Origin of the sequence: Streptomyces sp. NPDC101132 (genome assembly GCF_044759225.1) — a bacterium.
In the GTDB taxonomy this organism is placed as follows: domain Bacteria; phylum Actinomycetota; class Actinomycetes; order Streptomycetales; family Streptomycetaceae; genus Streptomyces.
On sequence record NZ_JBIVYX010000018.1, the window covers coordinates 73,522 to 97,224 of the forward strand.

Genomic DNA, 23,703 nt, shown 5'->3' on the forward strand with positions numbered 1-23,703 from the left:
CGGCCCATCCTCACGCGGCCGGAGGACCGTTGTCCATCCGTGCCGACACCCATCCTCCGGGCGGACGGAAGGTGGCAGGATGGCCCCGCCGCGCGGCGTCTCCTGCCTGGGACCGAGCGTCCGCCGCCACGGCATCCCGCAGCACGAAGCGAACACGAGGGGGACAGCTGTGCCTGCTCCACGGATGAGCACCACACCACTGCCCGGCATCGGGGTCCAGTACGACCTCACCACCCGCGAGCACCGCCACCTGTCGGTGATCGCGCACCGCGACGGCACCCGGACCGTGAACCTGTACCGGTCCGACGACCCCGACGCCTGCGCCCAGTCGCTGCACCTGACGGGTCCCGAGACGGCCTCCCTGATCGACGCGCTGATGCCCGCCCACCACAGCCCGAACCTGCTGCACACGACCGATCTCGGTCTGGTGGCCGAGCGGATCGAGCTGTCCGCGCACTCCCACTGGAACGGCCGGGTCCTGGGCGAGACCCGGATGCGGACCGAGACCGGGGTGTCGATCGTGGCCGTGCTGCGCCGCGCCGAGGCGCGGCCCTCGCCCGCGCCGGACTTCCGCCTGGCCGGCGGGGACACCCTGATCGTGATCGGCACCCGCGAGGGTGTCGAGGCAGCCGCGTCCATACTCGGGCGGGAGTGACCGCCCGTGCACTCCGCCTTCTTCCTCATCGAGTTCGGTGCGATCATCCTCGGTCTGGGCCTGCTCGGCCGGGTCGCCGGACGTCTGAAGTTCTCCCCCATCCCGCTCTACCTGCTGGCCGGGCTCGCCTTCGGCACCGGCGGGCTCCTCCCGCTCCCCGCCAGCGAGGAGTTCGTGGCGATCGGCGCCGAGATCGGTGTCATCCTCCTGCTGCTGATGCTGGGCCTGGAGTACACCGCGTCGGACCTGGTCTCCAACCTCAGGACCCAGTACCCGGCCGGGCTGGTCGACTTCGGCCTCAACGCCGTACCCGGAGCGGCCGCGGCCCTGCTCATGGGCTGGGGCCCGGTCGCCGCCGTCGTCCTGGCCGGCGTCACCTGGATCTCGTCCTCCGGGGTGATCGCCAAGGTCATGGGCGACCTCGGGCGGGTCGGCAATCGCGAGACGCCGGTCATCCTGTCGATCCTGGTCCTGGAGGACCTGGCGATGGCGGTCTACCTGCCGATCGTCACCGCCCTCCTCGCCGGCGTGAGCCTGGCCGCCGGGAGCGCGACGCTGGCCATCGCCCTCGGCGTCGCGGGTGCGGTCCTGTTCGTCGCGGTCCGCTTCGGGCGCCACATCTCGCGCTTCGTCTCCAGCGACGACCCGGAGAAGCTGCTCCTGGTGGTCCTCGGCCTGACGCTGCTGGTGGCCGGCATCGCCCAGCAGCTCCAGGTGTCCGCGGCGGTCGGGGCGTTCCTGGTCGGCATCGCGCTGTCCGGCGAGGTCGCCGAGGGGACGCACAGTCTGCTGAGCCCGCTGCGCGACCTGTTCGCCGCCGTGTTCTTCGTCTTCTTCGGCCTGCACACCGACCCCGCGAGCATCCCGCCCGTGCTGCTGCCCGCGCTCGCCCTCGCCGTCGTCACCGCGGGTACGAAGGTCGCGACCGGGTACTGGGCAGCCAAGCGGGCGGGGGTCGGGGTGAAGGGCCGTTGGCGGGCCGGTGGCACGCTCGTGGCCCGCGGCGAGTTCTCCATCGTCATCGCCGGACTCGCCGTCACCGCGGGCATCGAGCCGGACATGGGGCCGCTCGCCACGGCGTACGTGCTGATCCTCGTGGTGCTGGGGCCGCTGACGGCCCGGTACACCGAGCCCGCGGCCGTCTGGTTCGCGGGGCGCCGCACGCCGCCCGGCTCGCCTGTCGTGCCCGTTCCGCCCGTGAACGCGGCGTCGCCGTCCCGGGCGGGGTCCGGCGAGGACCTCACGGACCAGGCCCAGGATCCGGCCGGCCGCGCGTGAGCGCCACGCCGTCCCCGGAGCCGGCCTCTCTCGGGCGGTGAGCGGAGGAATCAGGGGGCGGTCAGGTGGTGGGGGGCTTCGTGGCAGGGCCGTGGGACAGGGTGAGGGCCCAGTGGACGCCGGGCGTGGCGGTGACCGTGACGTCGGTGAGGCGCGCGGGAGCGGAGAGGGCCGTCACGTCCCTGCGGGGAGTCACCTGGCCGGGTGCGCAGAGTTCGACGGAGCTCATGGCCACGCCCGTGTCCCGGGCCCGCCCGGACGGTTCGGGGGAGGACGGTCCGCCGAAGGCGTCGTCGTCTCGGGGACCGAGGGAGACCTCGATCCTTCCGCGGCCCTCGCAGCTGATGTGGACGGCGAGGTCACCCGGGGCGAGCAGCTCGTCGAGGGCGTAGGACCGGGAGCCGGTGGTCGGGGCGACGGTGAGGAGGGTACGGCCGTCGGAGGCGGGGGCCTTGGTGAGCGTCGCGCGGGCCGGTGCGTTGCCCGCGTCCCGCGGGGTGGTGCGGGCGGCGGGGGCGGAGGCCTCGTTGGCGGGTGCGGCGGCCCGGGTGCCCGTGGTGGCGGCCGTACAGGACGTCAGGGCGAGGCAACCCGCCAGGACGGTCAGGGGGAGGAGAGCGGTCGTGCGCATCACGGCTCCGGACGGTCGAGAGCCCCCGCGGGGCCCGGTGGGCGCCACCGTAGGAGGCCCTTGATCGACTCGGGTAGAGGAACCGGCCACTCCTGAGGGTGATTTGAGCTGCCGGGTCCGTGGAGGCGGAGTCCGGGGCACCGATACGCGTCGCCTTCGGCGGGGCGTACGGCCGGGCTGGGCGGGAAGGAGCGGCCGACAGGAGTCGATCTTGTGGATCGGGAGGGGGACGGGGCGGTGGACACACCTGCGGAAGAGGCCGTCGGCGCCGGGGCCGTGCACGTGCCGGCCGGCGGTGGGACCGAGGGGCCGGGGACGGGACGGGTGCGCAAGAGGGACGTCGTGCTGGCGGTCGGACTGGCCGGCATCCTGCTCGGCGGACTGCTGCTGGCCTTCCGGACGTGGTCGGCGACGGGAACGCCCCTCGCGGTCTGGGCGGTGCCCGCGGTGTTCGTGGTGGGCGGCCTGACGCTCGTCGGCCGCAGGCGGGACGGGGTCCGGTGGGGCCGGTACGCCGGGTCCCGCGGGGCACGCGCGGACGGGGTGCCGGCTCCGCGTGGCGCCGTGCACGCCGGGCCGGACGTTCCCGTGGACCACGGCAGCCTGGACCCGGCGGAGTTCGAGCACGCCGTCGCCGCGCTGTGCGCCAGGGACGGCTGTACCGCCGTCGAGGTGTCAGGCGGGGCCGGGGACCTGGGCGCGGACGTCGTGGCCACGACGCGCGAGGGGGCGCGGGTGGTGCTCCAGTGCAAGCGCTACCACCCCGACCGCCGGGTGGGGTCGCAGGACCTCCAGCGGTTCGGCGGCACCTGCTTCTCGGTCCACGGGGCGTCCTTCGCGGTCGTCGTGACCACCAGCGGCTTCACCGAGCCGGCCGCCGACTACGCCGCCCGCTGCGGCATCATCTGCGTCGACGCCGAGGGGCTGGCGGCGTGGAGCGCCCAGCAGGCGCCCCCGCCGTGGGAGGCGGGTGTGGGGGCGCCGTCCGAGCGGGGGGTCTGATGGGCCCTGTCCGGTCGGTGGCCGGGCGTGAGGCTCGCCCCTGGCCGGCGGGCAGGTGGTGCGGCGGCGGGTGGCCGGTGAGGCCGCTCCCCCGTGTCCCCCGCGGCCGGTCCGGTGCCCCGCACCGTGGGGTGGGCGGCGGCTGGTCGCCACGACGCGGCGGCCGGGGCGGTCAGTCGCCCCGGGCGGCTTTCCCGAGGCCTCGGGTTCAGAAGGCGCCGCGGTGGCGGAGCCTGAGGGGGCGGCCGTCGGGGTCGACCAGGGCGTGGTGCAGCGGAGTGGCCAGGACGCGTCGCGTCCAGGGCAGGTCCGGGGGTGTGTACCCGCGCAGCCGGCCCGGCGGCCGTGGGCCGCGGCGGCCGCCCGCGTGCCAGGCGTCCAGTGCGGCGGCGCACTCCTCGAAGGCGCGGAACGCGGCCACGGGGTCGCACAGCGCCCCCTTGGCCGGCTGTCCGGCCGTGCCCGGGGTGGTGTCCGCGAGGTCGAGGTGCTCCTGCATGAGCTCCAGGCGCAGTTCCCTGGCGAAGACGCGCGCGCCGTCGCCGAGGCCGGCCGGGTCCTGCGGCGGCCGTGGGTCCGTAAGCCGGTCGAGTACGGCACAGCTGAGTTCCGAGTCGTGCGTCCAGGAGCGGAGGTTGACGTTGTCCGAGCCGATGGAGGCCCAGGTGTCGTCGATCACGCAGACCTTGGCGTGGACGTAGACGGGGGTCCCGGCGTGGTTCTCCAGGCCGTACACCGCGACCCGGTCGCCGCCGACACGGCGCAGCGTGTCGAGGGCGGTGATGCGGCCGATCAGGTTCATGGGCAGGGTGAGCCGGCCGTCCTGCTCCGGGACGGCCGGGATCACGCCGATCAGCCGCAGCTGCGGCTGGGTGGCGAGGGCCCGGGCGAAGGAGGCCACCACCCGGGGGGACCAGAGGTACTGGTCCTCCAGGTAGATCAGCGTGCGGGCCCGCCGCAGGGCCTTGAGGTAGGCCCGGGCGATGCTGCGCTCGCCGTCGGGGGCGAAGGGGTAGCCGCGCAGCAGCCGGTTCGGGTAGGTCCGCAGCACCTGCACGGTGTGCGTGCCGCGGGGTGCCGGGTCGGGTGTCTGCGGCGGGAGCCGGTCCGCGCGGACGTCCTCCCGGTGCAGCAGTTCGCGCAGGCGGGTGAGGGGGCTGCGGCTGAGGGGTGAGGGGTCCTCCCAGCGTTCCCGGAAGACGGCCTCGACGTCGCCGACGACCGGGCCGCGGAGGGCGAGCTGCACGTCGTGCCAGGGCGGGTGCGGGCCGTAGGCGTCGGCCATGCGCAGCGACTGGCGGTCGCCGTGGTGGGCGGCGTCGTCGTTGCGGTTGTGGCAGAGGTCGATCCCGCCGATGTAGGCGACGTCCAGCTCGGGGCGGCCGGGGTGGCGCAGCACCACCATCTTCTGGTGATGGGAACCGCCGGGGCGCACCCGCATGTCGAGCAGGCACTCGCCGCCCGCCTCCTCGATCTCCTCGCCGAGGTGGCGGTTCTCCTCTTCGCTGAACTGGAAGCGGTCCAGGTGGGAGCGCCACAGCAGCCCCTTGATGACGACACCCCGCTCGGCCGCCTGTGCCAGGACGGTACCGATCTCGGTGCCGGGGCCGGCGAGCCGCTCGTCGGGATCGCCGCGCCAGTCGGTGAAGAGGAGGAGGTCGCCGGCGCGCATCGCGCGGATGCCGGCGAGGAGCTCGGCGAAGTACGCGGCGCCGTGGACCAGGGGCCGTGCGTCATTGCCCTCGGACCAGGCCGCCCGGTCCGGGCGGCGCTCGTCCAGGCGCGTCGCGGTGTTGCCGCGCTCTCCGGCTTCCAGGAGCCAGTCGGCGTACCTCACTGCATCGTCCCTCCACCCGCGCGCCTACCCGCCACTCGGCCGCGCAGTCCCCGGCGGGCGCCTGGGCTGGCCGATACGCCGGGCCGGCCCGAGGGCGCCGCGGTCACAGCGCCCGGACGCGTCGGCCGCCGGCACGCCGACGCCGTCACCGGCTGGCGCCCGGCCCGCGGAGGGGTGCGGGCGGGCCGTACGCGAGGGGGGATGACGCATACGGCCCTCGGGGTCCAGCCCCCACACGCCGTCTCGGGGCACCCGTAGGGGTCCGCCGGGCGGGCAGCGTGGCCGCGCTCGGCGGGGCGTGTGCGGTCCGCGCCGGCGCCGGCGCCGCCGGCGGTCGGCGTACCGGCCTCCAGCCGGTTGCTCGGCGGTGGACAAAATGCGGTGCGTGCCGGGGCCGTGCCGGTCAGAATCGCGGACATGACCGAGAAGATCACCCGCATCAATCCCGAGCAGCTGCACCGGACACCCGGCTACCACCACATCACCGTGGTGGAGGCGGGCCGTACGGCGTATCTGGCGGGACAGTGCCCGCTCGACCGCGAGGGGGAGCTCGTCGGTTCGGGTTCCCTGGAGGCACAGGTCGGCCAGGTGGTCGCCAACGCGCTCGTCGCCCTGGCCGCGGTGGGTGCCTCGCCCGAGCACGTGGTGCGGTCGGTGATCTACGTGCGGAGCGAGGAGCGGGACGTACTCGGAGCCGCGTGGCGCCGGCTCACGGAGTCCGCCCTGGGTCCGGCGTTCACCACGGCCAGCACGCTCCTGGGCGTCGCCCAGCTGGGCTTCTCGGGACAGCTCGTCGAGGTGGACCTCACGGTGGCGCTGCCCGGCTGACGAGGAATCCGCCGATCGTCGGCCGATGCCCGTTTCGTGCCGGACACGACGGGGACACGCCCAGCAGGCCACCGGAGTGCCGAGGCTCCGCCGGGCGGACCGGTGGCGGCTCCACCGTCCATCTGACCGGGTGAACGGCCCTCGGAGGCGTGCCCGAGGCACGGACCCCGTCACCAGTGGTTTCCGGGGTCGGGGCCCTGCGTGTCGTCTCTCCCAGTGTCGTGCCGCGGTCATGCCGCGGCACCGAGAGAAGCATCATGAAAGCAGCGGTATACGAAGGACCGCGGACGGTCGTGGTGAAGGACGTACCGGACGCGATGATCGAGCATCCCTGCGACATCATTGTCAAGATCACTACCACCAACATCTGTGGTTCGGACCTGCACATGTACGAGGGCCGCACCTCGTTCGAGTCCGGCCGCACCCTGGGACACGAGAACATGGGCCAGGTCGTGGAAGTCGGCTCGGCCGTCCGCAAGGTACAGGTCGGCGATTACGTGGTCCTGCCCTTCAACATCGCCTGCGGCTTCTGCAAGCAGTGCGAGAAGGGTCTGACCAACTACTGCCTGACCATGCAGCCCGAACCGGCGCTCGCCGGCGCCGCCTACGGCTTCGCGGACATGGGCCCGTACCAGGGCGGCCAGGCAGAGCTGCTGCGTGTGCCGTACGGCGACTTCAACGCGCTGCGCCTGGGCGAGGACGCCGCCGAGCGGCAGACGGACTACGTGATGCTCGCCGACATCTTCCCCACCGGCTACCACGCCACCGAGATGGCGCACGTCAAGCCGGGTGACCAGACGATCATCTTCGGGGCCGGGCCGGTCGGGCTGATGGCGGCCTACTCCGCCGTGATCAAGGGAGCCGGCCGCGTCTGGGTGGCCGACCACCAGCCCGACCGGCTGCTGAAGGCCGAGGAGATCGGGGCGATCCCGATCAACACCGCCGAGCAGGACCCGTCGGAGGTCGTCAAGGAAGCCACCCTCGGGCTGGGCGCCGACAACGGCTGTGAGTGCGTCGGCTACCAGGCACACGACCACGAGGGACGTGAGGACGCCAGCCTCACGCTCAACGGGCTGATCGACTCGGTCAGGTTCACGGGCGACATCGGCGTGGTCGGCGTCTTCCTGCCCCGGGATCCCGGTGGCGAGGAGGCCCAGGGCGAGCTGGAGGCGCAGGGCAAGGTGCCGATCGACTTCGGGATGATGTGGTTCAAGGGCCAGCGCATGGGCACCGGCCAGGCGCCCGTGAAGAGGTACAACCGCGCGCTGCGGGACCTGATCGCCGGCGAGAAGGCGAGGCCGAGCTTCATCGTCTCCCACGAGCTCAGCCTGGACGAGGCGCCCACCGCGTACGAGCACTTCGACGCCCGTGACGAGGGCTGGACGAAGGTGGTGCTGCACCCGGACGGCCACGGCAACGGCCACAAGTCGTAAGGAGACCAGGGCCTTCGGCCGCTCCGGCACCGGGCGGGCGACGGCCGGCCGCCGGCCCCCCGCCCTGTGCGGCGGGGGGGCCGGCTTCCGGTCGTCGTACGGCCGGATCCTGATGGTGGGTCAGCGGCGCAGCTTCAGGCGGTGCACTCCCCCGTCGACCGTGCCCACGTAGAGCGCGCGGCCGTCGGGCGAGGCGGCCAGCTCCGTGGTGTCGGTGTTCTGCAGCCCGGTGGAGATGTTCTCCCACGTGAGGCCGTTGTCGGTGCTGCGCAGGACGCCGCGGCCGCCCTGGACGAGTCCGGACGCCCTCGACCCGGCCGTGGCGGCGTAGAGGACGTCGCCGACGCGCAGCAGGTCCGAGACGTGGAGGGCGAGCGGGCCGGTGTCGGCGGTGCGGAAGGTCCTGCCGCCGTCGGTGCTGACCCGGACGGAGGTACCGCCGACGACCAGGCGCCGGCCGTCCGTCGCGATTGCGGAGACAGGGCCGTCGGCGACCTTGGTCTTGGTGACGCCGCCGTCGTCCGAGCGGTAGAGGCCGGAGGCGTTGCCGAGCCACAGCCGCCGCGGGTCGCGCGGGTCACCGGCCAGGGCGTCGAAGGACCTCTCGTGGAAGAGGTTCTTCCACGTCCTGCCGCCGTCGGTCGTCGCGAACAGGCCGTCGCCGAGGATGCTCCGGAAGCCGACGGACACCCGGTCCGGGTCGGCGGGGTGGACCAGGATCGAGGTCGGCACCTCCGAGGACGTGCCCTTGACCTTCCAGCTACGGCCGGCGTCGGTGCTGCGGGAGACCTCGAAGAGGCCGGTCGCGGTCCGGCGGACCTGCCACACCACCCTGGTGTCCCGGGGCGAGACGGCGAGGTGCGAGGTGTGGCGGCCGGTCATGCCCTCGGCGCCGCTCCTGCCCCACTCGGGACCGGCGACGGGGAGGGCGGTGCGGTAGGTGCCGCTGACCGTGCCGGCGAGCAGCTGGTCGCCGGAGGCCGCGAGGGCGGAGGTGGTCAGGCCCTGGACGCCGATCCTGCGGTAGCCGGTGCCGGCGGCCGTGCCGCGGTACAGGCCGTCCTGTTCGCTGGACACGGTCACCGAGCCGTCGGCCCAGCGGTCGTAGTCCATCGCGATGGCGGCCTTCGACGGGGCGGGCAGGGGCTTCCAGGTCAGGCCGTGGTCGCGGCTCACCTGCCCGGCGCCGAACAGGACGCGCAGGTACAGGTCGCCGCCGGAGGCGGACAGTCCGTTGCCGCCGTCCGGCAGGTGCAGCAGGGTGGACCAGGTGCGGCCCCGGTCGTAGGAGCCGCGGACGCCCGTACCGGGGACGTAGGCCGCCACCACGGTGGAGTCGGCCGCCATGCCGCGGACGGTGTTCACCGGCTCGTCGAGGACGAGGCGCGCCGGGGCGGGGTCGCCCTTGCCGACGCCGTCCATGCGCCAGACGCCGTCGAAGGTCGCCAGGTACAGGGTGCCGCCGACCAGGGTGGCCTCGCGGACGTCCCCGGTGACGCCGGTGGGGTACGTCGCCCAGCGCTCCCCCGCGTCCGTGCTGACCAGCAGCGTGCCGTCGACGACCGCGACGAGGGTGCGGGTCCGCTCGTCCGCGGTGAACGCGTCGATGTGCGCGTCGGGCACGTCGAGCTTGCGCCAGGTGCGGCCGTTGTCGTCGGTGCGCAGGACCGTACCGCGGCGGGTGGGGTCGGCGGCGGTGTTCACGGCGTACCACCAGCGGTCGGGGCGGCGGGCGTCGACCACCACCGCGCCGGTGCCGTTGCCGTCGGCGATCGGCAGCCTGCCGACCTGGCGCCAGGTGGCGCCGCCGTCGGTGGTCAGCCAGGGGGCGGCCTTGCGGAACTGGGTCACGACGGCCTGCCCGGGGCGGGCGGGCGAGAGCGCGAGGTGGCCGGCCTCGCTGTTGGGGCCGACGGGCTCCCAGCGGTTGCGGCGGCTGTCGGCGGGGGTGACCTCGAAGGCGCCGGTTCCGGTGATCCGTCGGCCGTCGGTGGTCGTGGCCCGCACGGACAGCCGGTAGGCGCCGGGCGCCTTGCCCGTCACGTCGGCCTGGTAGTAGCCGGCGCCGTTCATGGTGGTGGGCAGGGTGAAGGGCTTGCCGCGCGGCGGGGTGACCGTGATCCGCGGCGGTGCGTCGAGGGCGGCCGGGGCGGCGACGTGCACGGTGGAGCGGCCGTCGCTCGGGTCGGGGGACGCCTGGACGGCCAGGTGCCGGGCGACGAGCAGGTACGGCACCCGCAGGGCCGGGCCGCGGTCGGGGGTGGCCGTGATCCGGCCGCTGATCTCGGTGTCGGTGGCCGGGCGGGCGGCGCGCAGGGTGACCTCGACGGTCGCGGACGACCGGGCGGGGAGGGTGACCCGCTGCGGGGACACGGTGGTGGGGCCGGTACTGGTGAGGGTGACGGTCAGCGGCTTCCCTCCCGGGTTGGCCAGACGGACCTTCGCGGTGCCGCGGACGGTCCGCTGCGCCAGGTCGGCGAGGCCGAACGACACGGCCGTCGGCGAGGCGCTGAGGGTGGCCGACGCCGCGGCGGCCACGTCGAGCCGTCCGCCGCCCTGGACGGTGGGGCCGGTGCCGGCGAGCGGCTTCGCGGTGCCGACCAGGGCGGACCTGATCCCGGCGGGGTCCTGTTCCGGGCGCAGTTGGCGCAGCAGGGCGGCGGCTCCGGCGACGTGCGGGCTCGCCATCGAGGTGCCCGACATGCGGTAGACACCGGGTCCGTACATGGCCGTGGGGATCGCGGAGCGGATCTCCACACCGGGGGCGACCAGGTCGGGCTTGAGGCCGAAGCCGGTGCCGGGGCCGCGGGAGGAGAACGAGGCGATCCGGTCGGTGGCGTCGGTGCCGCGCAGGGTGACGGACACCTTGCCGGCGGCGAGTTCACGGCTCAGCTGGGCGTACTGGGTCGTGTCGTTGCCCATGACGACCAGGCGGTCCATGCGCAGCGAGTCGCCGGAGGCCGCGGTGCGGGCGAAGTCGGGGCGGGCGGAGGTCGCGCGGGCCCCGACGCTTCCGGGGCCGGGGGCGAGCACGGGTCCTGAACCGCCGGGCAGGCCGCCGAGCACGGCGAGCGCACCGCGCTTCTCCGCTTCGCGGGCCCAGTCGACGTCGTACTGGCTCAGGACGTCCGTGACGGGCGGGACGAGGATGTCGGCGCGCAGGATCTTGCCCCGTACGTCGCCGACGCGTTCCCAGTCCTCGGCGGTGCCGGCGCCGACGTCCACGAGCTGTGCGGTGACCGCGTTCCGGGGCGGGTTGGCGGACAGGATGCCGCGGTACGTCTGGATCAGTTCGGGCCGCTTGCCCGCCAGGTACGCGCTGGGTGTCCGTATGCCGCTGGTGGAGGCGCCGACCGCGATGACGCCGTCGGCCGACGCCGGGGTGCTGACGGTGCCGCTGCCGGGCCCCGCGTTGCCCGCCGCCGCGACGACGACCACTCCGGCGCGTACGGCGGCGGTCGCCGCGCGGCCGAGGGGGTCCGTGCCGTCGCCGGGGCCGCCGAGGCTCAGGTTGACGACGTCGGCCGGGTGGGGGTTGGCCGGGTCGGCCGCCGCCTCGATGCCGGCGATGATGTCCGAGGTGTAGCCGCTGCCGTCGGCGCCGGTGACCTTGTAGGCCAGCAGGCGGGCGTCGGGCGCCATGCCAGTGACGCCGCCCTTCCGGGCCGCCTTGCCGGCGATGATGCCCGCGACGTGCGTGCCGTGGCCGTTGTCGTCCATCGGGTCGGCGTCGCCGTTGGCGAAGTCGAAGCCGCCGACGACCTTGTGGCCCTTGCCGAAGCCGGCGCCCAGGTCGGGGTGTCCGTAGTCCACGCCGCTGTCGACGACCGCCACGACGGTGCCCCTGCCGGTGGCCTGGACGCCGGCCGGGTCCTTGCGCTTCCACACCTCGGGCGCGCCGGTCAGGGCCACGCTGGTGTCCGTCTGCACCTGCATGCGGGTGTCGGGCCGGACGGCGGTGACGCCCGGCAGCGCGGCCAGGCGCGCCGTCTCGGAGGCGGGCACCGTCAGCGCCACCGCGTTGACGAGGAGGCCGAGTTTGCGGGGTGCGGCGGGGTGCAGTCCCGCTTTCCGCACCGCCTGGACGAAGGCGTCCTGCCGTGCCGCCAGGGCCCGCCGGGCGTCGCCGACGGCGTCGGCGGTGCGGGCGGCCGGGGAGGTGAGCGAGCCGCCCGGTGCGGCTGCGACGGCGGCCTCCCCGGACAGTTCGACGATGACCCGCCGGTTCGGGTCGGGTGACGTCGCGGTCGCGGTGCCGGGTAGCGCGGTCAGCGTCCCGGCGAGCGCGACGGTGGTGACCGCAACGGCCACCAGGCGCCGGATACTTCGTGGGTTCTTGGCCATGGGAAAAGTCCTAACGTCGAAGTCACTCTCCGTACAACGGATCTTGGAGGCCTCTTGCTGCCGCTGGCACAAGTGGGCCAGGATCCGCATATGACGCACGAGCTCACCGCGGCAGGCATCGATCCGTTCGACGAGAGCGTCTACCGGGCGGTGTTGACCCGTCGTACGGCGGCCCCGGGCGAGCTCGCCGCCGACCTCGGCTGCTCACCCCTCCGCGCCCTCCGGGCGCTGGACCGGCTGCACGACCACGGCCTGGTGGGGCGGCTCGCGGGCGTCCGCCGCCGGTACGCGGCGATCGAGCCGACGGCGGCGGTCGAGTCCCTGGTGCGGACCAGGGCCGCGGAGCTGGACCGGGTGCGTTCGGCGGCGGGCGAGCTGTCCCGCCTCTTCGCGGCGGCCCAGGCCGGCACCGCCGGGGAGGACCAGGTGGAGATCGCCACCGGCCGCGAGGCGCTCGGCCGCTGGTTCGTCCGTCTCCAGCAGGAGGCGCGCGAGGACGTGATGACGCTCGACCGGCCCCCGTACGCGCTGATCACCGCCAACCCGGTGGAGAGCACGGCGCTGGGGCGCGGCGTGCGCTACCGCGCCGTGTACGCCCCCGAGGCCCTGGAGTGGCCGGGGGTCCTGGAGGACATCCGGGGACTCGTGCGCCGGGGCGAGGAGGCCCGGGTGATGCCGGGCCTGCGGATCAAACTGGCCATCGCGGACCGCCGGCTGGCGCTGATGCCGTTGTCCCTGGAGCTCGACGGCGTACGGGCTGCGGTCATCCGCCCCTCCACCCTGCTGGACGCCCTCACCGACTACTGGGAGCTGTGCTGGAAACAGGCCCTGCCGCTCGACGCCCCCGCCGAGGACCCGCTCGGCGAGGAGGACCGCCTGATGCTCACCCTGCTGGTCAGCGGCCTCAAGGACGAGGCCATAGCCCGCCAGCTCGGCTGGTCGGTCCGCACCATGCGCCGGCGCATGAGCCGCCTCCACGAACTCCTGGGCGCGGTGAACCGCTTCCAGGCCGGTGTGATCGCGACCCGCCGCGGCTGGATCTGACCGTCACAGGTGGGCCGCCAGCTCGCGTGCCACGTCCTCGGGCCGTCTGCCGGCGGTCCACACGTGGGTCCCGAACTCCGGGCCGGTCAGTGTCTCCAGGCAGCGGGACAGCTGGCGGCCCTCCCAGCTCAGCTCGCCCCACTCGTCCGGGGGTTCCCGCCGTTCGGCCATCCGCCGCCGCAGTCGGTCCCGGATCGTCGCCGGGTCGGCGAGCAGGGTGAAGTGGCGTACGTCCAGACCGTCGCGGCGCAGACCGCCGACGAGCTGCTCGAACACCGGCAGCCGGGAGACCGTCATCGGGACGACCACGGGCCTGCCGTAGGTACGGGCGCTCCGCTCGACCAGCAGGCGGGTCAGCGGCGCCCAGAGCGGCTCCAGTTCGAACTCCTCCTGCCGGAGCCCGGCCGGCAGCCGGCGCCAGAGCAGGTGCCCGACGTCCTCCGGGTCCACCACGAGGGCACCGGGCAGCAGCGCCGCGAGGTGGCGCGTGACGGTGGTCTTGCCGCAGCCGAAGGGCCCGTTCACCCAGACCACCGGGGCGCCCCCGGCCCCGGCGGGGCTCACGGCAGGATCTCGTAGCCGTAGAGGGCCCGGTACATCGCGCTCTGCGCCTCGTCGTCGAAGACGGTGCGCACCGGTCCGTCCCCGTCGCTGAAGAGGTAGCGGGGCAGCCGGAAGGCCCACAGCTGGGTGAAGACGGTGGAGTACGCGCCACAGTTGAGGAGGAGCAGCGTCCGGTTGTGCGGGGTGTCCGGCAGCGCCGCGCTCCGGCAGACCAGGGCCGGGGCGCAGGTGGAGTCGCCGACGTCGAACGTGGCCCAGGGGGCGTCCGGGGCGGGCAGCACGGTCGGCAGGGGGTGGTAGGTGACCTCGGCCATGTCGATCAGCACGTTCGAGCCGATCTCGGTGATCAGGTACCGGTGGTCGCCGTTGCGCTTCTCCGCGGTCACCCGGGTCAGGCCCACGGCCGCGTCGGCGGTGAGGAAGCGGCCCGGTTCGATGTGCAGGACGAACGGGTAGCCGATGCGGTCCAGTTCCTCCTTCGCGACGGCGGCGAAGTCCTCGGGTCCCAGGCCCGAGCGGCGCAGGAGGAAGCGGGTCTCCAGGCCGCCGCCGATGTCGACGACCTCGAAGCGCAGGCCCAGTTCGCGGTCGACGGCCCGGGCGACGTCCGCGACGCCGGCGAGGATCGCGCGGTACTTGGCGGGCTGGGAGCAGTGGGTGACCTGGTGGGCGTGCAGGGCGACGACGTCGACCTCGGGTGCGTCGAGGGCGGCGCGCGCCAGCCGCAGGAAGTCCCCGCCCTCCCAGTCGACGCCGAGCTTGGAGGAAGGGGTGATGTAGATGCCCTCGTGGTCGACGGGGGGCGTCACCCGGAGTCCGACGCGCGCCCGGACGCCGTGGCGGCGGCAGGCGGCGGTGAGGGTGGCCAGGTCCTCCAGGCAGTCGAGGACGGTCAGCCCGACGCCGGCGGCGACGGTGGCGTCGGCGTACTCGGGGCTGCGTCCGACGCCGTTGCTGACGATGTCGGCGGGCGCGAAGCCGGTCTGGAGGGCGATCTGGAGCTCCAGCGCGCTCATCACCTCGGCGCCGGCGCCGGCCTCGCTCAGGACGGTGAGGCACTCCTTGACGTAGCAGGCCTTGACCGCGGCGAAGGTGCGGTGGCCGGGGAAGTGCGCGCGGTAGGCCCCGTCGACGGCCCGGTAGTTGGCGCGGACGCGGTCGCCGAGGTACCAGATCAGGGGCGCGCCGGCGCGGGTGAGCAGGTCGTGCGCGTCGTGGCCGTGGACGCGGAGCCGGCCGTCGTCGTCGTAGTGGAGGTGGTCGAGGAGCTCGTGCACGGCCGGGACCTCGTACGGTTCGAGGCCGATGAGGTCGCGGGCGCGCACGCGGGAGGCGTCGTGGGCGATGGCCATGGTGGGGTGGGGTCCGTTCCTGTGGGTCCGCTGCTGTCGGTACGGCCGGGCGTCAGAAGAGCTCGACGAAGCGGGCGGGGTAGGTGGCGCGGTCGTAGCGCAGCACGAGCACGGAGTAGCGCAGGTGGCGGCGCAGCCGGTTGGAGGCCCGGCGGACGGCGGTGAGGCGCTCGGTCATCGCCGCGCGGACCGCCGGGTCGGTGACGCCGGACTGGGCGCACGCCCGGTCGACGGTGGAGGCGCAGTAGTGGGCGATGTCGTCCTCGGTCTCCAGGACGGGCACGTGGCGGGTCTCGTGGAGCACGTCGAAGCCGCGGTAGAGGGACATCGCCTCGTGGTAGCCCTCCATCGGGCTGGTGATGCCGAAGACCTCGCGGCGCAGGTCCTCCGCCTCGGCGGGCAGCGGTTCGTCGGCCCAGAACGGGGAGGCCAGCAGCAGGCCGCCGTCGGTGAGGAAGCCGCCGAGCTGGCGGGCCATGGCGGCGGGTTCGGGGAAGAACCCGAGGGCGGCGCCGACGACGACGTGCGTGAAGCGGCCGCGGGGTTCTGCGGTGGCGCCGTCGGCGGTGAAGTACTCCAGGCGCAGGGCGGGGTCGACGGTCTGGTGGTTGTAGCGGGCGATGCGCACCGAGTCGTCGCTGAGGTCGAAGCCGGTGGCGGAGCAGCCGGTGAGCCGGGCGAGTTCGCGCGAGGAGAAGCCGGTGGTGCAGGCCACCTCCAGTACCGAGGAGGAGGCGTCCACCCGGCCGAAGGTGGCCCAGGCGTTGAGGGTGGCGTAGGAACCCGGCGGCACGTTGGTCTGGTTGACCATGGCGACGAAGTCGGTGTAGCTCGCGTCCCGCACGTCGGCGGGGGTGCGCGGGATCCGGGCCAGGGGCCAGGTGGGGAGGGCGCGGAGGGGGGTGGTCACGTCGTGGTCCTTTCGTACGTCCTGCACGGTGCGGGCGGATCGGCGCCGGGGCCGCTCCGGTTCAGTCCTTGGTGGCGGTGACGGTGAAGCTGAGCGGGAAGGGGTCGCCGGGGACGCGGTAGAAGCCCGGGCGGTCGGCCGGGACCAGCCAGGGCAGCGGCTGCCAGGGCAGGACCGGGTGCTCTTCCATGGCGGTGATGCGCAGGCCGGCGCCGGCCAGGGCGGAGACCACCTCGGAGAGGGGGTGGTTCCACCGGTACTGGGGCAGGCCCAGCGTCGCGGAGGTGTCCACGTACGTGCCCGCCTCCTCGTCGACGACGGGCGCGCCGTGCCGGAAGTACGGGTTGCGCGGCCGGTAGCCGTCCTTGCCGGGCTCGTCGTCCCAGATGAACAGGTGGGGGTGGCCCTCGGCGAGGAAGAACACCCCGCCCGGGCGCAGGTGGCGGGCGACGGTGCGGGCCCAGGCGGTCAGGTCCGGCAGCCACATCAGGACGCCCCAGGAGGTGAAGCAGACGTCGAAGGTCCGGCCGAGGTCGAGGGCGCCGACCTCGGCCTGCTCGAACCGGGCGGGCAGGCCGGTCTCGGCGGCCAGGGCGCGGGCCCGTCCGACGGCGGCGGCCGAGAAGTCGACGCCGACGGCCTCGGCGCCCAGCCGGGCCCAGGACAGCGTGCCCAGGCCGAAGTGGCACTGGAGGTGCAGCAGGCTGCGGCCTGCGGGGTCGCCGACGCCGGCGCACTCGATGTGGTCCAGGGCCAGGCCGCCGGCGCGGAAGCCGGCCAGGTCGTACCAGTCGCTGTCGGCGTGCAGCGGCACGCGGGCGTCCCACAGGGCTTCGTTGGCGGACAGCCAGGGGGCGTGGGCGGTGGTGGTCATGGCTGGGGGCGCTCCTGGGTGGGTGTCATGGCCGGGCTCCTGTCCGGTGGTGGTCGTACGGGGCGGCGCGCAGGCTCGCCAGGCGGGTGAGGCCGAGGCCGACGCCGACGCACGGCGGGACGCCGGCGGCGAAGGTCTCCAGGACCTCGGAGTAGTCGCGGTGGACGGGGTGGGGGTCGTCGGCGAACTGGGCGGCGAGCCGGCGGGCGAGCCGGTCCGGATCGCGTTCGTTGGCGCTGATCTCGGCGAGTTCGACGCCGTCGACCGAGAGCCAGACCCGGCGCGCGGCCCGCCCCTCCCCCGCGATGAACGGCGAGGCGGGACCGGGGATGCGGTGTACGAGCGCCACGCCGGGCAGCCGGTGGCGGTAGGTGCTCCGCCACAGCCGGTGGGCCAGGGCGTGCGGGTCGGCGGACCGGCGCGGGTCCGCGGACCGGCGCGGGCCGGGGCCGCCGGACCGGGACGCGAGCCGGTGCAGGGCGGCGGTGTCGTCCGGGTGCACCCCGGACGTCTCGGCGAAGGCCTCGTCGAACGTGGTCCAGCGGGGCCGGCGCGGGTCGCCGAGGACGTCCGCGACCAGGTCGGCGACCAGCTCGGCCATCGTGTCCAGGCGCAGGTCCGCGGCGTACGCCTCCAGCATCGCGAACTCCTTGGCGGCGGCGCCGCGCAGCGGTTCGTTGCGGAAGCTGGGCCCGATCTCGTAGACGCGGGTACGGCCCTCCGCCAGGCGCCGCAGCAGGTCGAGCTCGGTGGTGACCCTCAGGTAGAGCGGCCGGTCCCGGTCGGCCTGGCGGGTGGCGAACGGGCGGGCCCGGCCGCCGAAGTAGCCCTCGGTGAGGAGGGGCGAGGCCGCCTCGGCGAACCCGAGGCGGGTCAGCCGGGGCCGCAGCAGGGCAGCCACGGGCAGCTCGCCGACCGGGTCGGGGCCGGTGGGGCGCAGCGGACGCGCCGAACGGGAAGGCCGGTGCCGCAGCACCTCGTCGACGGACAGGACGGCCGCGCCGGTCCGGGAGCGCCCGCCGTGGCCGCGTACGGCCAGCAGGTCGCCGGGGCGGATGCGGGCCGGGCCGCCGGCCGGGAGGGACAGCTGGACGGTGCGGCCGGCCCAGGCCAGGTCGGCGAAGGTCGCCCCGCGGTGGCGGCGCACGGCCGTGACCCGGCCCCCGAGACGGCGCTCCTCGCCGGGCGCGGGCGGCTCCCGGTGCCAGTCGGCCAGGGGCAGCGGTTCCTCGTCGTCGTCCGGGGAAGCGGCGGTGCCCGGTGCCCGGTCGGCCTCGGGGAGGCGGACGAGCGGGTCGTCGGCGCCGGTGAGGCCCAGCAGCAGGGTCTGCGCGCCGGCCGCCCGGGAGTCGGTGAGCCAGGCCAGGCGGCGCACGAGGTGGCGCCGGCCGGCGGCGTCGGCGGCCGGCAACCGGTGCAGCAGGTGGCGGGCGGCCACCGCGGCCAGCGTCGGAACCCGGCAGCCGAGCCGGCCGCCGAGCACCCGGACGGCCTCGGCGAGCGCGGCGGGGTCCGCGGGTCCGTCCGGCCAGGGCGCGCCGGGACAGGCCGCGGCGAGCACCAGCCGGAACACGTCCTCCTCCGGGGCGCCGTGGGCCGCGGCGGGACGCAGCGCGGCCGGCAGGGGGGTCCCGGGGAGGGCGGTGTACAGCGGCACGCGGCGGTGCGGGCCGTCGAGCGCCAGTCCGGCGAGGCCGGCCAGCAGCCCGCGCGCGGTCTCCCGGTCGACGGGCGGCGTCGCGCCGCCCAGGACCGTGGTCGCGGTGGCGAGCAGCTCGGGGCCGAGGTCGCCCGCGTCGGCGGGCGGTTGGGCGGGCGCGGCTGCGGGCCCGGCGGGCCCGGTGCCCACGGCCGGGTCCGGAACGCCGCGGGTACGGGCGGCCGTTCGCCCGTAGGCGGCGTCGCCGGGCAGGTCCCGGGTGCGGGCGGGCGGTCCGGCGTGGGTGGCGGCGGCCGCCGCGGCGAGGTCCGTGAGGGCGGCGTGGGCGGGCCGGGGTGGGGCCGCCGCGGCCGCGGCCTCGGCGGCCGAGGGGGCCCGGCCGGCGGGGGCGTCCGCGCGGCCCGCTGCGTCCGCCGCGGGCGGGGCGGACCGCTCCCACCAGCGCACGGGGGCGTCGGCGGGGCCGTGCGGCCACACGAACTTCAGCGCCTCCACGTCCTGGGCGGCGAGTCGGGCGTCGTAGGGGCGGCCGCCCGCGGCGTACCGGTCGCGGATGTCCTCGCGGACGCTCTGCGCGATGGCGGCGCCGCGCGGGCTGGCGTGCCGGTCGAAGGCCTCCACGGGTTGGAGCAGTACGAAGGTGGACGCGGAGCCGAAGGTGTGGCGGGGGGACTCGGGCCCGTACGAGGCGGCGAAGACCAGCGCGAACCAGCGGGTCCCGAAGGCCCGGAACCACCAGTGCTCCGCCTCGGCGCCCTCCAGCCCGGCCAGGCCCGGGTCGCCGTCGGCGGTGAGCACGCCCGCCAGCACGGCACGGGTGGTGGCGGCGACGGCGGCGGGGGTGGCCCCGTGGGCGGGATCGGTCAGCTCGACGACGAACCCGTCGAGGCGGTCGGCGGCCGCGCGGGCGGTGAAGGCGCGCAGGGCGGGTCCGGCGGCCAGGCCGGCGGCGTACGCGTCGGGCCCGTGGTGGGCGGGCATGCCCACGAGCCGGGAGCGGCGGGCGAAGGTGCACTCGGCACGGTCCTGCACCGTACGGAACGCGTCGGCCGAGTCGGTCGGCGCGGGGACGTGCGGGCAGGCGGACACGGGGGCGGGCGCGGGTCCCGCGGCGGCGGGCGGCGCGGCGGTGGGCGGCGCGGCGGCGAGGGGCGCGGCGGTCGGCGGCGCGGCGGTGGTGGGCTCAGGCACGGCCCGCCACCTGGTGGTCGAGGTACGTGCGGGACGGCTGGGGGCCGTCGGCGAGCTGGTACTTGCCGTCGTAGAGGCGGATCGCGCCCACCGGCTGCCAGAAGGTGACCTGGGCGATCAGCATGCCCGGCCGGATGCGCACCGGCAGGGTCGCGTACAGCTGGAGGGTGGAGTGGCCGACGAAGCCGATGTCGATGAGGTCCGCGGTGACGTGCACGAACAGGCCCATGCGCGCGGTGCCGGACTTGGCGTGGATCAGCGGGACGTAGTGGTCGCTGCCGATGGTCTCGGCGGTCTCGGCGAGCACGAACTCGCCCGGCGCGAGTTCGAGGCCCTCCTCGGGTATCTCGCGCACCTCGTGTGCGGCGGGCCGGCGCGGGTCGAGCACGTCGTCGGTGTAGACGAGCACCCGCCGGCCGAGCGCCAGGTCGTAGGAGTTGGTGGTGCAGCGGGCCGGGTCGAACGGGGAGATGACGATGCGTCCCCGGTCGACCTGCCGCGCCACCTCGTCGCCGGTGAGGATCACAGCCGGTCTCCGATCGCGGACTCGTGGGGTTCGTTGAAGCGGGCGTAGAGGGCGGGGGTGGGCCGCACCCGGCCCTGGTTCTGCCAGAAGGACACCTGGCCGACGGTCATGCCCGGGTAGATCCGCAGCGGGCGGGTGGCGACCATCTCCAGCGTCCAGCGGTGGCAGGAGGTGGTGTGCCCGAGGTCGGCCGAGACCTGGAGGAACAGCCCGAGGCGGCCCATCGAACTGCGTCCGATCAGCGACATGGCGTACGTGTCGCTCCCGATGACCTCCTCGGTGTGGCCGAGGTACATGCGGCCGGGGGCCAGTACGTAGCCCTCCTCGGGGAGTTCGAAGGCGAGCCAGCTGCGGGTGGTCGCGTCGAAGCTCTTGACGGTGCTGCCGAGGCGGTAGTTGTAGCTGTTGGGGTTGACCGCGTCGGTGCGGAAGGGCGTGATGACGATGCGGCCGGCGGCGTGCTCCTCCTCGATGCGGGGCCCGGTGAGGATCATGCGGCGCTCCGGTGGCCGGTGCTCAGCGGCAGGCTGCGGGCGGACCGCAGGACGCGCGAGGGCTTCCACCGCACCCGGTCCGGGTGGACGGCGAGGGCCGCGGGGTGGGCGGCGTACTGCTCCAGCACGATCCGCGCCTGGAGGCGGGCCAGGGCGGCACCGAAGCAGGCGTGCGGGCCGTGGCCGAAGGCCAGGTGCGGCTGCGCGGCGCGGGCGGGGTCGAAGCGCTCGGGCCGGTCGAAGGCGCGCGGGTCCCGGTTGGCCGAGGCCAGCAGCAGCACCACGCGGCGGCCGCGCTCGACGGGGACTCCGGCGACCTCGGTGTCGGCCAGGGCCGTCCGGGCGGTGATCTTCGAGGGTCCGTCGGTGCGCAGCACCTCCTCGACGAACGCGGCGGCCGCGCGGGGGTCGCGGGTCGCGGCCGCCGCGGACGCGGGGTGGGCGGTGGCGGCGAGGAGCAGCGCGGTGATCAGGTTGGTGGTGGTCTCGTGTCCGCCCAGGAGCAGGGAGACGCAGTTGGAGACGATCTCCTCGGTGGTCAGGCGGGAGCCCTCCGCCTCGGCCCGGACGAGACCGGAGACGACGTCGTCGGCGGGGCGTGCCCGGCGTTCGGCGACCACGGCGGTGAAGTAGTCCCACAGCGCGTGCCAGGCGGCGGCGATGCGCGCGACGTCCTCGGGACCGGGGTCGGGTTCGACGATCCTGATCAGGTCGTCGGACAGGCCCTTCAGGAGGTCCTGGTCGGCGGCCGGCAACCCGAGCAGGGCGCAGATGGTGAGGACGGGCAGCGGGAAGGCCAGGCCGGTGACCGCGTCGCCGCCGCCCGCGGCGGCGAGCCGGTCGAGCAGGGAGCGGGCGGTGGCGGCGGTACGGTCCTCCAGGGCCGCGACGCGGCGCGGGGTGAAGGCCTTGGAGAGCAGGGAGCGCAGCCGGCGGTGGTCGGCGCCGTCGGCGTACAGCGCCCACGAGGCCACGGGGGCCAGGGCGGGGCGCAGTGCGGCGGGCAGGTCGTCCAGGAAGTGGCCGGCGGAGGGCGCGCAGCCGAAGGCCGGGTCGCGCAGGACGTGCCGCACCTCGGCGTACCGGGGCAGGACCAGGCGGCCGCTGCCGAGGTCGGGGCAGTCGATCGCGGTGCCGCCGCGGGCGAGGGCGTCCAGGTGGGGTGCCGGGTCGTCGGCGTCGAGCGCGTCGAGCACCAGCTGCTGGCGGGTCATGGCGGTCGGCCTCCTCATGCCGGACGGTGGGTCTGGATGGTGTGGTGGGTGTGTTGGTTCCGGCAGGGCGGTTCGGACGACGGGGACGGCCGGGACCGGCCGGGGGGAAGGCCGCGGTCGGCGGCCGGCCGGGTGGCGCGGGCCCGGGCGAACAGTCCGGCCGCGGTGATGCGGTCGGCCAGGTGCGTGCTCTCCTCGGCCGGGCCCCCGTACAGGCGGCTCTCGCCGCGCACGTCCATCTCGATGTAGGCGGTGATGATCTGGTCGAGGGTCAGCTGCGGCAGCAGCTCCGCGATCACGGACATGCCGTAGTCGATGGAGTGGGAGTCCCCGGGCAGCAGGTACGTGGCGTACTCGCCCGGCGGGATGTCGAGCCGGAAGGACTGCCAGCCGTCGCGGCGCTGCCGGCGCCAGACGTCGAGGGCGGCGGCGCGGATCTCGCCGGAGGGCAGGGCGGCCAGCCGGCCGAAGGCGCCGGGGGCCGTGCCCGGGTCGTGGTGGCGGACGTGCGGCAGGCCCCGGGGCACGCTGTGCAGGAACTTGGAGACGCAGGGGGCGATCTCCTCGGGCTCGGTCGGGGTGTGCAGCCGGTTCGCGAAGACGGTGTCCCCGAACTCGCGCCGCACCTCGGTCCGGATGGCCGTGCAGCGGGCCACCACGTCCGCCGTGCCGCCACCGGCCGCGCCGTCGGCGGGGTCGGCCGGGTCGGCGGGCGCCACGACGGTGACCTCGCTGGTGCCGCCGGTCATGTAGTGCAGGGTCAGCTGGTGGGCCACCGGGTAGGCCCCGACGGCGAGTTTGGGCCAAACGTCCTCGACGTCGGTGGCGTCGAGGACGACCGGGTAGCGGGTCACCACGCGCAGCCGGTGGCGCTGGATGAGCCGGTCCAGGTGGGCGCGCAGGCCGGGCAGGAGGTAGCCGTCCGGCTTGAGCAGCAGGACGCTGTACGGGCCGTCGGCGCGGTCGGCGGTGCGGTCGTGGGTCATGGGTGGTCCCTCGTTCGGTGGAGCGGGTGCCGTGGCGTCAGACGGCGGAGCCGAAGGCGTGGGTGGCCCGGGCGCGGGCGGTGAGCACCCGGAAGGCGAGGAGCGCGGCGGCGAGCCAGGCCGCGCCGGTGAGCAGGGCCCACAGCGCGGGGGCGGCAACGGCCCCGGCGGGGTCGCCGTCGGCGAGGGCGCGGACCGCGGCCAGGCCGTGGGTGGGGGGCAGGGCGGCGGCTGCCGCTCCGACCCAGCCCGGCCAGAAGTCCACGGGCACCTCGGCCCCGCACACGGCCATCAGCAGCAGGAAGGAGGCGTTGAACACGATGTTGCGGGCCTCCGGTGCGACGAGGACGAAGGCGCCCACGAACAGCCCGAGGCAGTACGTCGTGGCGGCGGTCAGCACCACGAGCCCCAGCAGGGCCGGCACCCGGCCGGGCGGCCAGTGCACGCCGAAGGCGGGGCCGACGGCGAGGAGCGAGACGGCGGCCGTCGCCGAGCCGCTGACCGGCCACTGGAGGCTGCGGCCGACCATCACCCAGCCCATGTCGCCGGGTGCGGCCGCGAGCAGGGGCAGGGTGCCGTGGCCGCGTTCCCAGCCGGTGGACACGACCACGGTCATGGCCTCGATGACGCAGGCCATGACGGCGTTGCCGATCACCAGGTAGCGGGTGTGGGCCGGGGAGCCGAGCAGGTGGCCCACCAGGCCGAAGAAGCAGACCTGGCTGAGCATCCGGGTGAGCCAGCCGAAGGTCCAGCTGGTCCAGGTGTAGGAGGCGCGGAAGTCGGCGTAGGCGTTGGCCGCGCTGTGGCCGACGATCCGGGCGGTCCGCGCCAGGGCTGCCGGCGCCGCCGGGCCCGTGGTCGCCTGGGGTTGCATGGTGGT

The 23,703-nt window shown here is 75.2% G+C and carries 19 protein-coding genes; 6 read left to right on the plus strand and 13 right to left on the minus strand.

Annotation, left to right across the window (positions count from 1 at the left end; genetic code table 11):
- Positions 1–184: 184 nt before the first annotated feature.
- Positions 185–655, plus strand: coding sequence for a cation:proton antiporter regulatory subunit (locus tag ACIQUR_RS31490; RefSeq protein ID WP_403671709.1), 471 nt, complete (start codon positions 185–187; stop codon positions 653–655).
- Positions 656–661: 6 nt separating this feature from the next.
- Entirely contained in the window at positions 662–1,933 is a 1,272-nt protein-coding gene (locus ACIQUR_RS31495; RefSeq protein ID WP_403671712.1) for a cation:proton antiporter, read from the plus strand.
- Positions 1,934–1,994: 61 nt separating this feature from the next.
- Here ACIQUR_RS31495 and ACIQUR_RS31500 read toward each other — a convergent pair whose 3' ends face one another.
- On the minus strand, positions 1,995–2,564 hold the full coding sequence (locus ACIQUR_RS31500; RefSeq protein WP_403671715.1) for a hypothetical protein: 570 nt from the start codon (positions 2,562–2,564) through the stop codon (positions 1,995–1,997).
- 324 nt (positions 2,565–2,888) lie between these two features.
- Between ACIQUR_RS31500 and ACIQUR_RS31505 the strand changes: the two genes are divergently transcribed.
- Positions 2,889–3,566: a restriction endonuclease gene (locus ACIQUR_RS31505; RefSeq protein ID WP_403671718.1), complete on the plus strand. Its 678-nt coding sequence runs from the start codon at positions 2,889–2,891 to the stop codon at positions 3,564–3,566.
- Between the two features lie 208 nt (positions 3,567–3,774).
- Here the strand turns inward: ACIQUR_RS31505 and ACIQUR_RS31510 are convergent, their stop codons facing one another.
- Complete coding sequence (locus ACIQUR_RS31510) at positions 3,775–5,403, minus strand: phospholipase D family protein (protein ID WP_403671721.1); 1,629 nt, start codon at positions 5,401–5,403, stop codon at positions 3,775–3,777.
- A 417-nt stretch (positions 5,404–5,820) separates the two neighbouring features.
- Here ACIQUR_RS31510 and ACIQUR_RS31515 point away from each other — a divergent pair, with 417 nt between their 5' ends.
- Together ACIQUR_RS31515 and ACIQUR_RS31520 are read left to right on the plus strand one after the other, a co-directional pair.
- Positions 5,821–6,231, plus strand: a complete 411-nt coding sequence (locus ACIQUR_RS31515; RefSeq protein ID WP_403671724.1) for a RidA family protein — start codon at positions 5,821–5,823, stop codon at positions 6,229–6,231.
- Positions 6,232–6,488: 257 nt separating this feature from the next.
- Positions 6,489–7,664 (plus strand): glutathione-independent formaldehyde dehydrogenase, encoded by a 1,176-nt coding sequence (locus ACIQUR_RS31520; protein ID WP_403671727.1) that lies wholly within the window; start codon positions 6,489–6,491, stop codon positions 7,662–7,664.
- Between the two features lie 120 nt (positions 7,665–7,784).
- Here ACIQUR_RS31520 and ACIQUR_RS31525 read toward each other — a convergent pair whose 3' ends face one another.
- Positions 7,785–12,008 carry a S8 family serine peptidase gene (locus ACIQUR_RS31525; protein WP_403671729.1) on the minus strand — a complete coding sequence of 1,408 codons (4,224 nt, stop codon included), beginning with the start codon at positions 12,006–12,008 and terminating at the stop codon, positions 7,785–7,787.
- Positions 12,009–12,098: 90 nt separating this feature from the next.
- Here ACIQUR_RS31525 and ACIQUR_RS31530 point away from each other — a divergent pair, with 90 nt between their 5' ends.
- Positions 12,099–13,052 (plus strand): hypothetical protein, encoded by a 954-nt coding sequence (locus ACIQUR_RS31530; protein WP_403671732.1) that lies wholly within the window; start codon positions 12,099–12,101, stop codon positions 13,050–13,052.
- A gap of 3 nt (positions 13,053–13,055) precedes the next feature.
- On the opposite strand, the gene ACIQUR_RS31535 is transcribed toward ACIQUR_RS31530, so the two are convergent.
- The 10 genes from ACIQUR_RS31535 to ACIQUR_RS31580 form a co-directional block, all read right to left on the minus strand.
- Complete coding sequence (locus ACIQUR_RS31535) at positions 13,056–13,616, minus strand: AAA family ATPase (RefSeq protein WP_403671734.1); 561 nt, start codon at positions 13,614–13,616, stop codon at positions 13,056–13,058.
- Positions 13,613–14,968 (minus strand): diaminopimelate decarboxylase family protein, encoded by a 1,356-nt coding sequence (locus tag ACIQUR_RS31540; RefSeq protein WP_403671737.1) that lies wholly within the window; start codon positions 14,966–14,968, stop codon positions 13,613–13,615. Before ACIQUR_RS31540 ends, ACIQUR_RS31535 begins: the two co-directional genes overlap by 4 nt.
- A gap of 52 nt (positions 14,969–15,020) precedes the next feature.
- Entirely contained in the window at positions 15,021–15,878 is an 858-nt protein-coding gene (locus ACIQUR_RS31545) for a class I SAM-dependent methyltransferase (RefSeq protein ID WP_403671740.1), read from the minus strand.
- Between the two features lie 61 nt (positions 15,879–15,939).
- On the minus strand, positions 15,940–16,752 hold the full coding sequence (locus ACIQUR_RS31550) for a class I SAM-dependent methyltransferase (protein WP_403671743.1): 813 nt from the start codon (positions 16,750–16,752) through the stop codon (positions 15,940–15,942).
- 25 nt (positions 16,753–16,777) lie between these two features.
- Positions 16,778–19,603: an amino acid--tRNA ligase-related protein gene (locus tag ACIQUR_RS31555; protein WP_403671745.1), complete on the minus strand. Its 2,826-nt coding sequence runs from the start codon at positions 19,601–19,603 to the stop codon at positions 16,778–16,780.
- Entirely contained in the window at positions 19,596–20,129 is a 534-nt protein-coding gene (gene dcd, locus ACIQUR_RS31560) for a dCTP deaminase (protein ID WP_030198075.1), read from the minus strand. Before dcd ends, ACIQUR_RS31555 begins: the two co-directional genes overlap by 8 nt.
- Positions 20,126–20,623 carry a dCTP deaminase domain-containing protein gene (locus tag ACIQUR_RS31565; RefSeq protein WP_403671748.1) on the minus strand — a complete coding sequence of 166 codons (498 nt, stop codon included), beginning with the start codon at positions 20,621–20,623 and terminating at the stop codon, positions 20,126–20,128. Before ACIQUR_RS31565 ends, dcd begins: the two co-directional genes overlap by 4 nt.
- Positions 20,620–21,837: a cytochrome P450 gene (locus tag ACIQUR_RS31570; RefSeq protein ID WP_403671749.1), complete on the minus strand. Its 1,218-nt coding sequence runs from the start codon at positions 21,835–21,837 to the stop codon at positions 20,620–20,622. Before ACIQUR_RS31570 ends, ACIQUR_RS31565 begins: the two co-directional genes overlap by 4 nt.
- 14 nt (positions 21,838–21,851) lie before the next feature.
- Positions 21,852–22,823, minus strand: a complete 972-nt coding sequence (locus ACIQUR_RS31575; protein WP_403671751.1) for a hypothetical protein — start codon at positions 22,821–22,823, stop codon at positions 21,852–21,854.
- A 37-nt stretch (positions 22,824–22,860) separates the two neighbouring features.
- Positions 22,861–23,697, minus strand: coding sequence for an ABC transporter permease (locus ACIQUR_RS31580; protein ID WP_403671754.1), 837 nt, complete (start codon positions 23,695–23,697; stop codon positions 22,861–22,863).
- Positions 23,698–23,703 lie beyond the last annotated feature (6 nt).

What these genes read in the sequence shown, in the direction of transcription:
- ACIQUR_RS31490 (WP_403671709.1), top strand. Translation starts at nt 185, where the DNA reads ATGAGCACCACACCACTGCCCGGCATCGGGGTCCAGTACGACCTCACC.
- ACIQUR_RS31500 (WP_403671715.1), bottom strand. Translation starts at nt 2,564, where the DNA reads ATGCGCACGACCGCTCTCCTCCCCCTGACCGTCCTGGCGGGTTGCCTC.
- ACIQUR_RS31515 (WP_403671724.1), top strand. Translation starts at nt 5,821, where the DNA reads ATGACCGAGAAGATCACCCGCATCAATCCCGAGCAGCTGCACCGGACA.
- ACIQUR_RS31520 (WP_403671727.1), top strand. Translation starts at nt 6,489, where the DNA reads ATGAAAGCAGCGGTATACGAAGGACCGCGGACGGTCGTGGTGAAGGAC.
- ACIQUR_RS31525 (WP_403671729.1), bottom strand. Translation starts at nt 12,008, where the DNA reads ATGGCCAAGAACCCACGAAGTATCCGGCGCCTGGTGGCCGTTGCGGTC.
- ACIQUR_RS31530 (WP_403671732.1), top strand. Translation starts at nt 12,099, where the DNA reads ATGACGCACGAGCTCACCGCGGCAGGCATCGATCCGTTCGACGAGAGC.
- ACIQUR_RS31540 (WP_403671737.1), bottom strand. Translation starts at nt 14,968, where the DNA reads ATGGCCATCGCCCACGACGCCTCCCGCGTGCGCGCCCGCGACCTCATC.
- ACIQUR_RS31550 (WP_403671743.1), bottom strand. Translation starts at nt 16,752, where the DNA reads ATGACCACCACCGCCCACGCCCCCTGGCTGTCCGCCAACGAAGCCCTG.
- ACIQUR_RS31565 (WP_403671748.1), bottom strand. Translation starts at nt 20,623, where the DNA reads ATGATCCTCACCGGGCCCCGCATCGAGGAGGAGCACGCCGCCGGCCGC.
- ACIQUR_RS31570 (WP_403671749.1), bottom strand. Translation starts at nt 21,837, where the DNA reads ATGACCCGCCAGCAGCTGGTGCTCGACGCGCTCGACGCCGACGACCCG.
- ACIQUR_RS31575 (WP_403671751.1), bottom strand. Translation starts at nt 22,823, where the DNA reads ATGACCCACGACCGCACCGCCGACCGCGCCGACGGCCCGTACAGCGTC.
- ACIQUR_RS31580 (WP_403671754.1), bottom strand. Translation starts at nt 23,697, where the DNA reads ATGCAACCCCAGGCGACCACGGGCCCGGCGGCGCCGGCAGCCCTGGCG.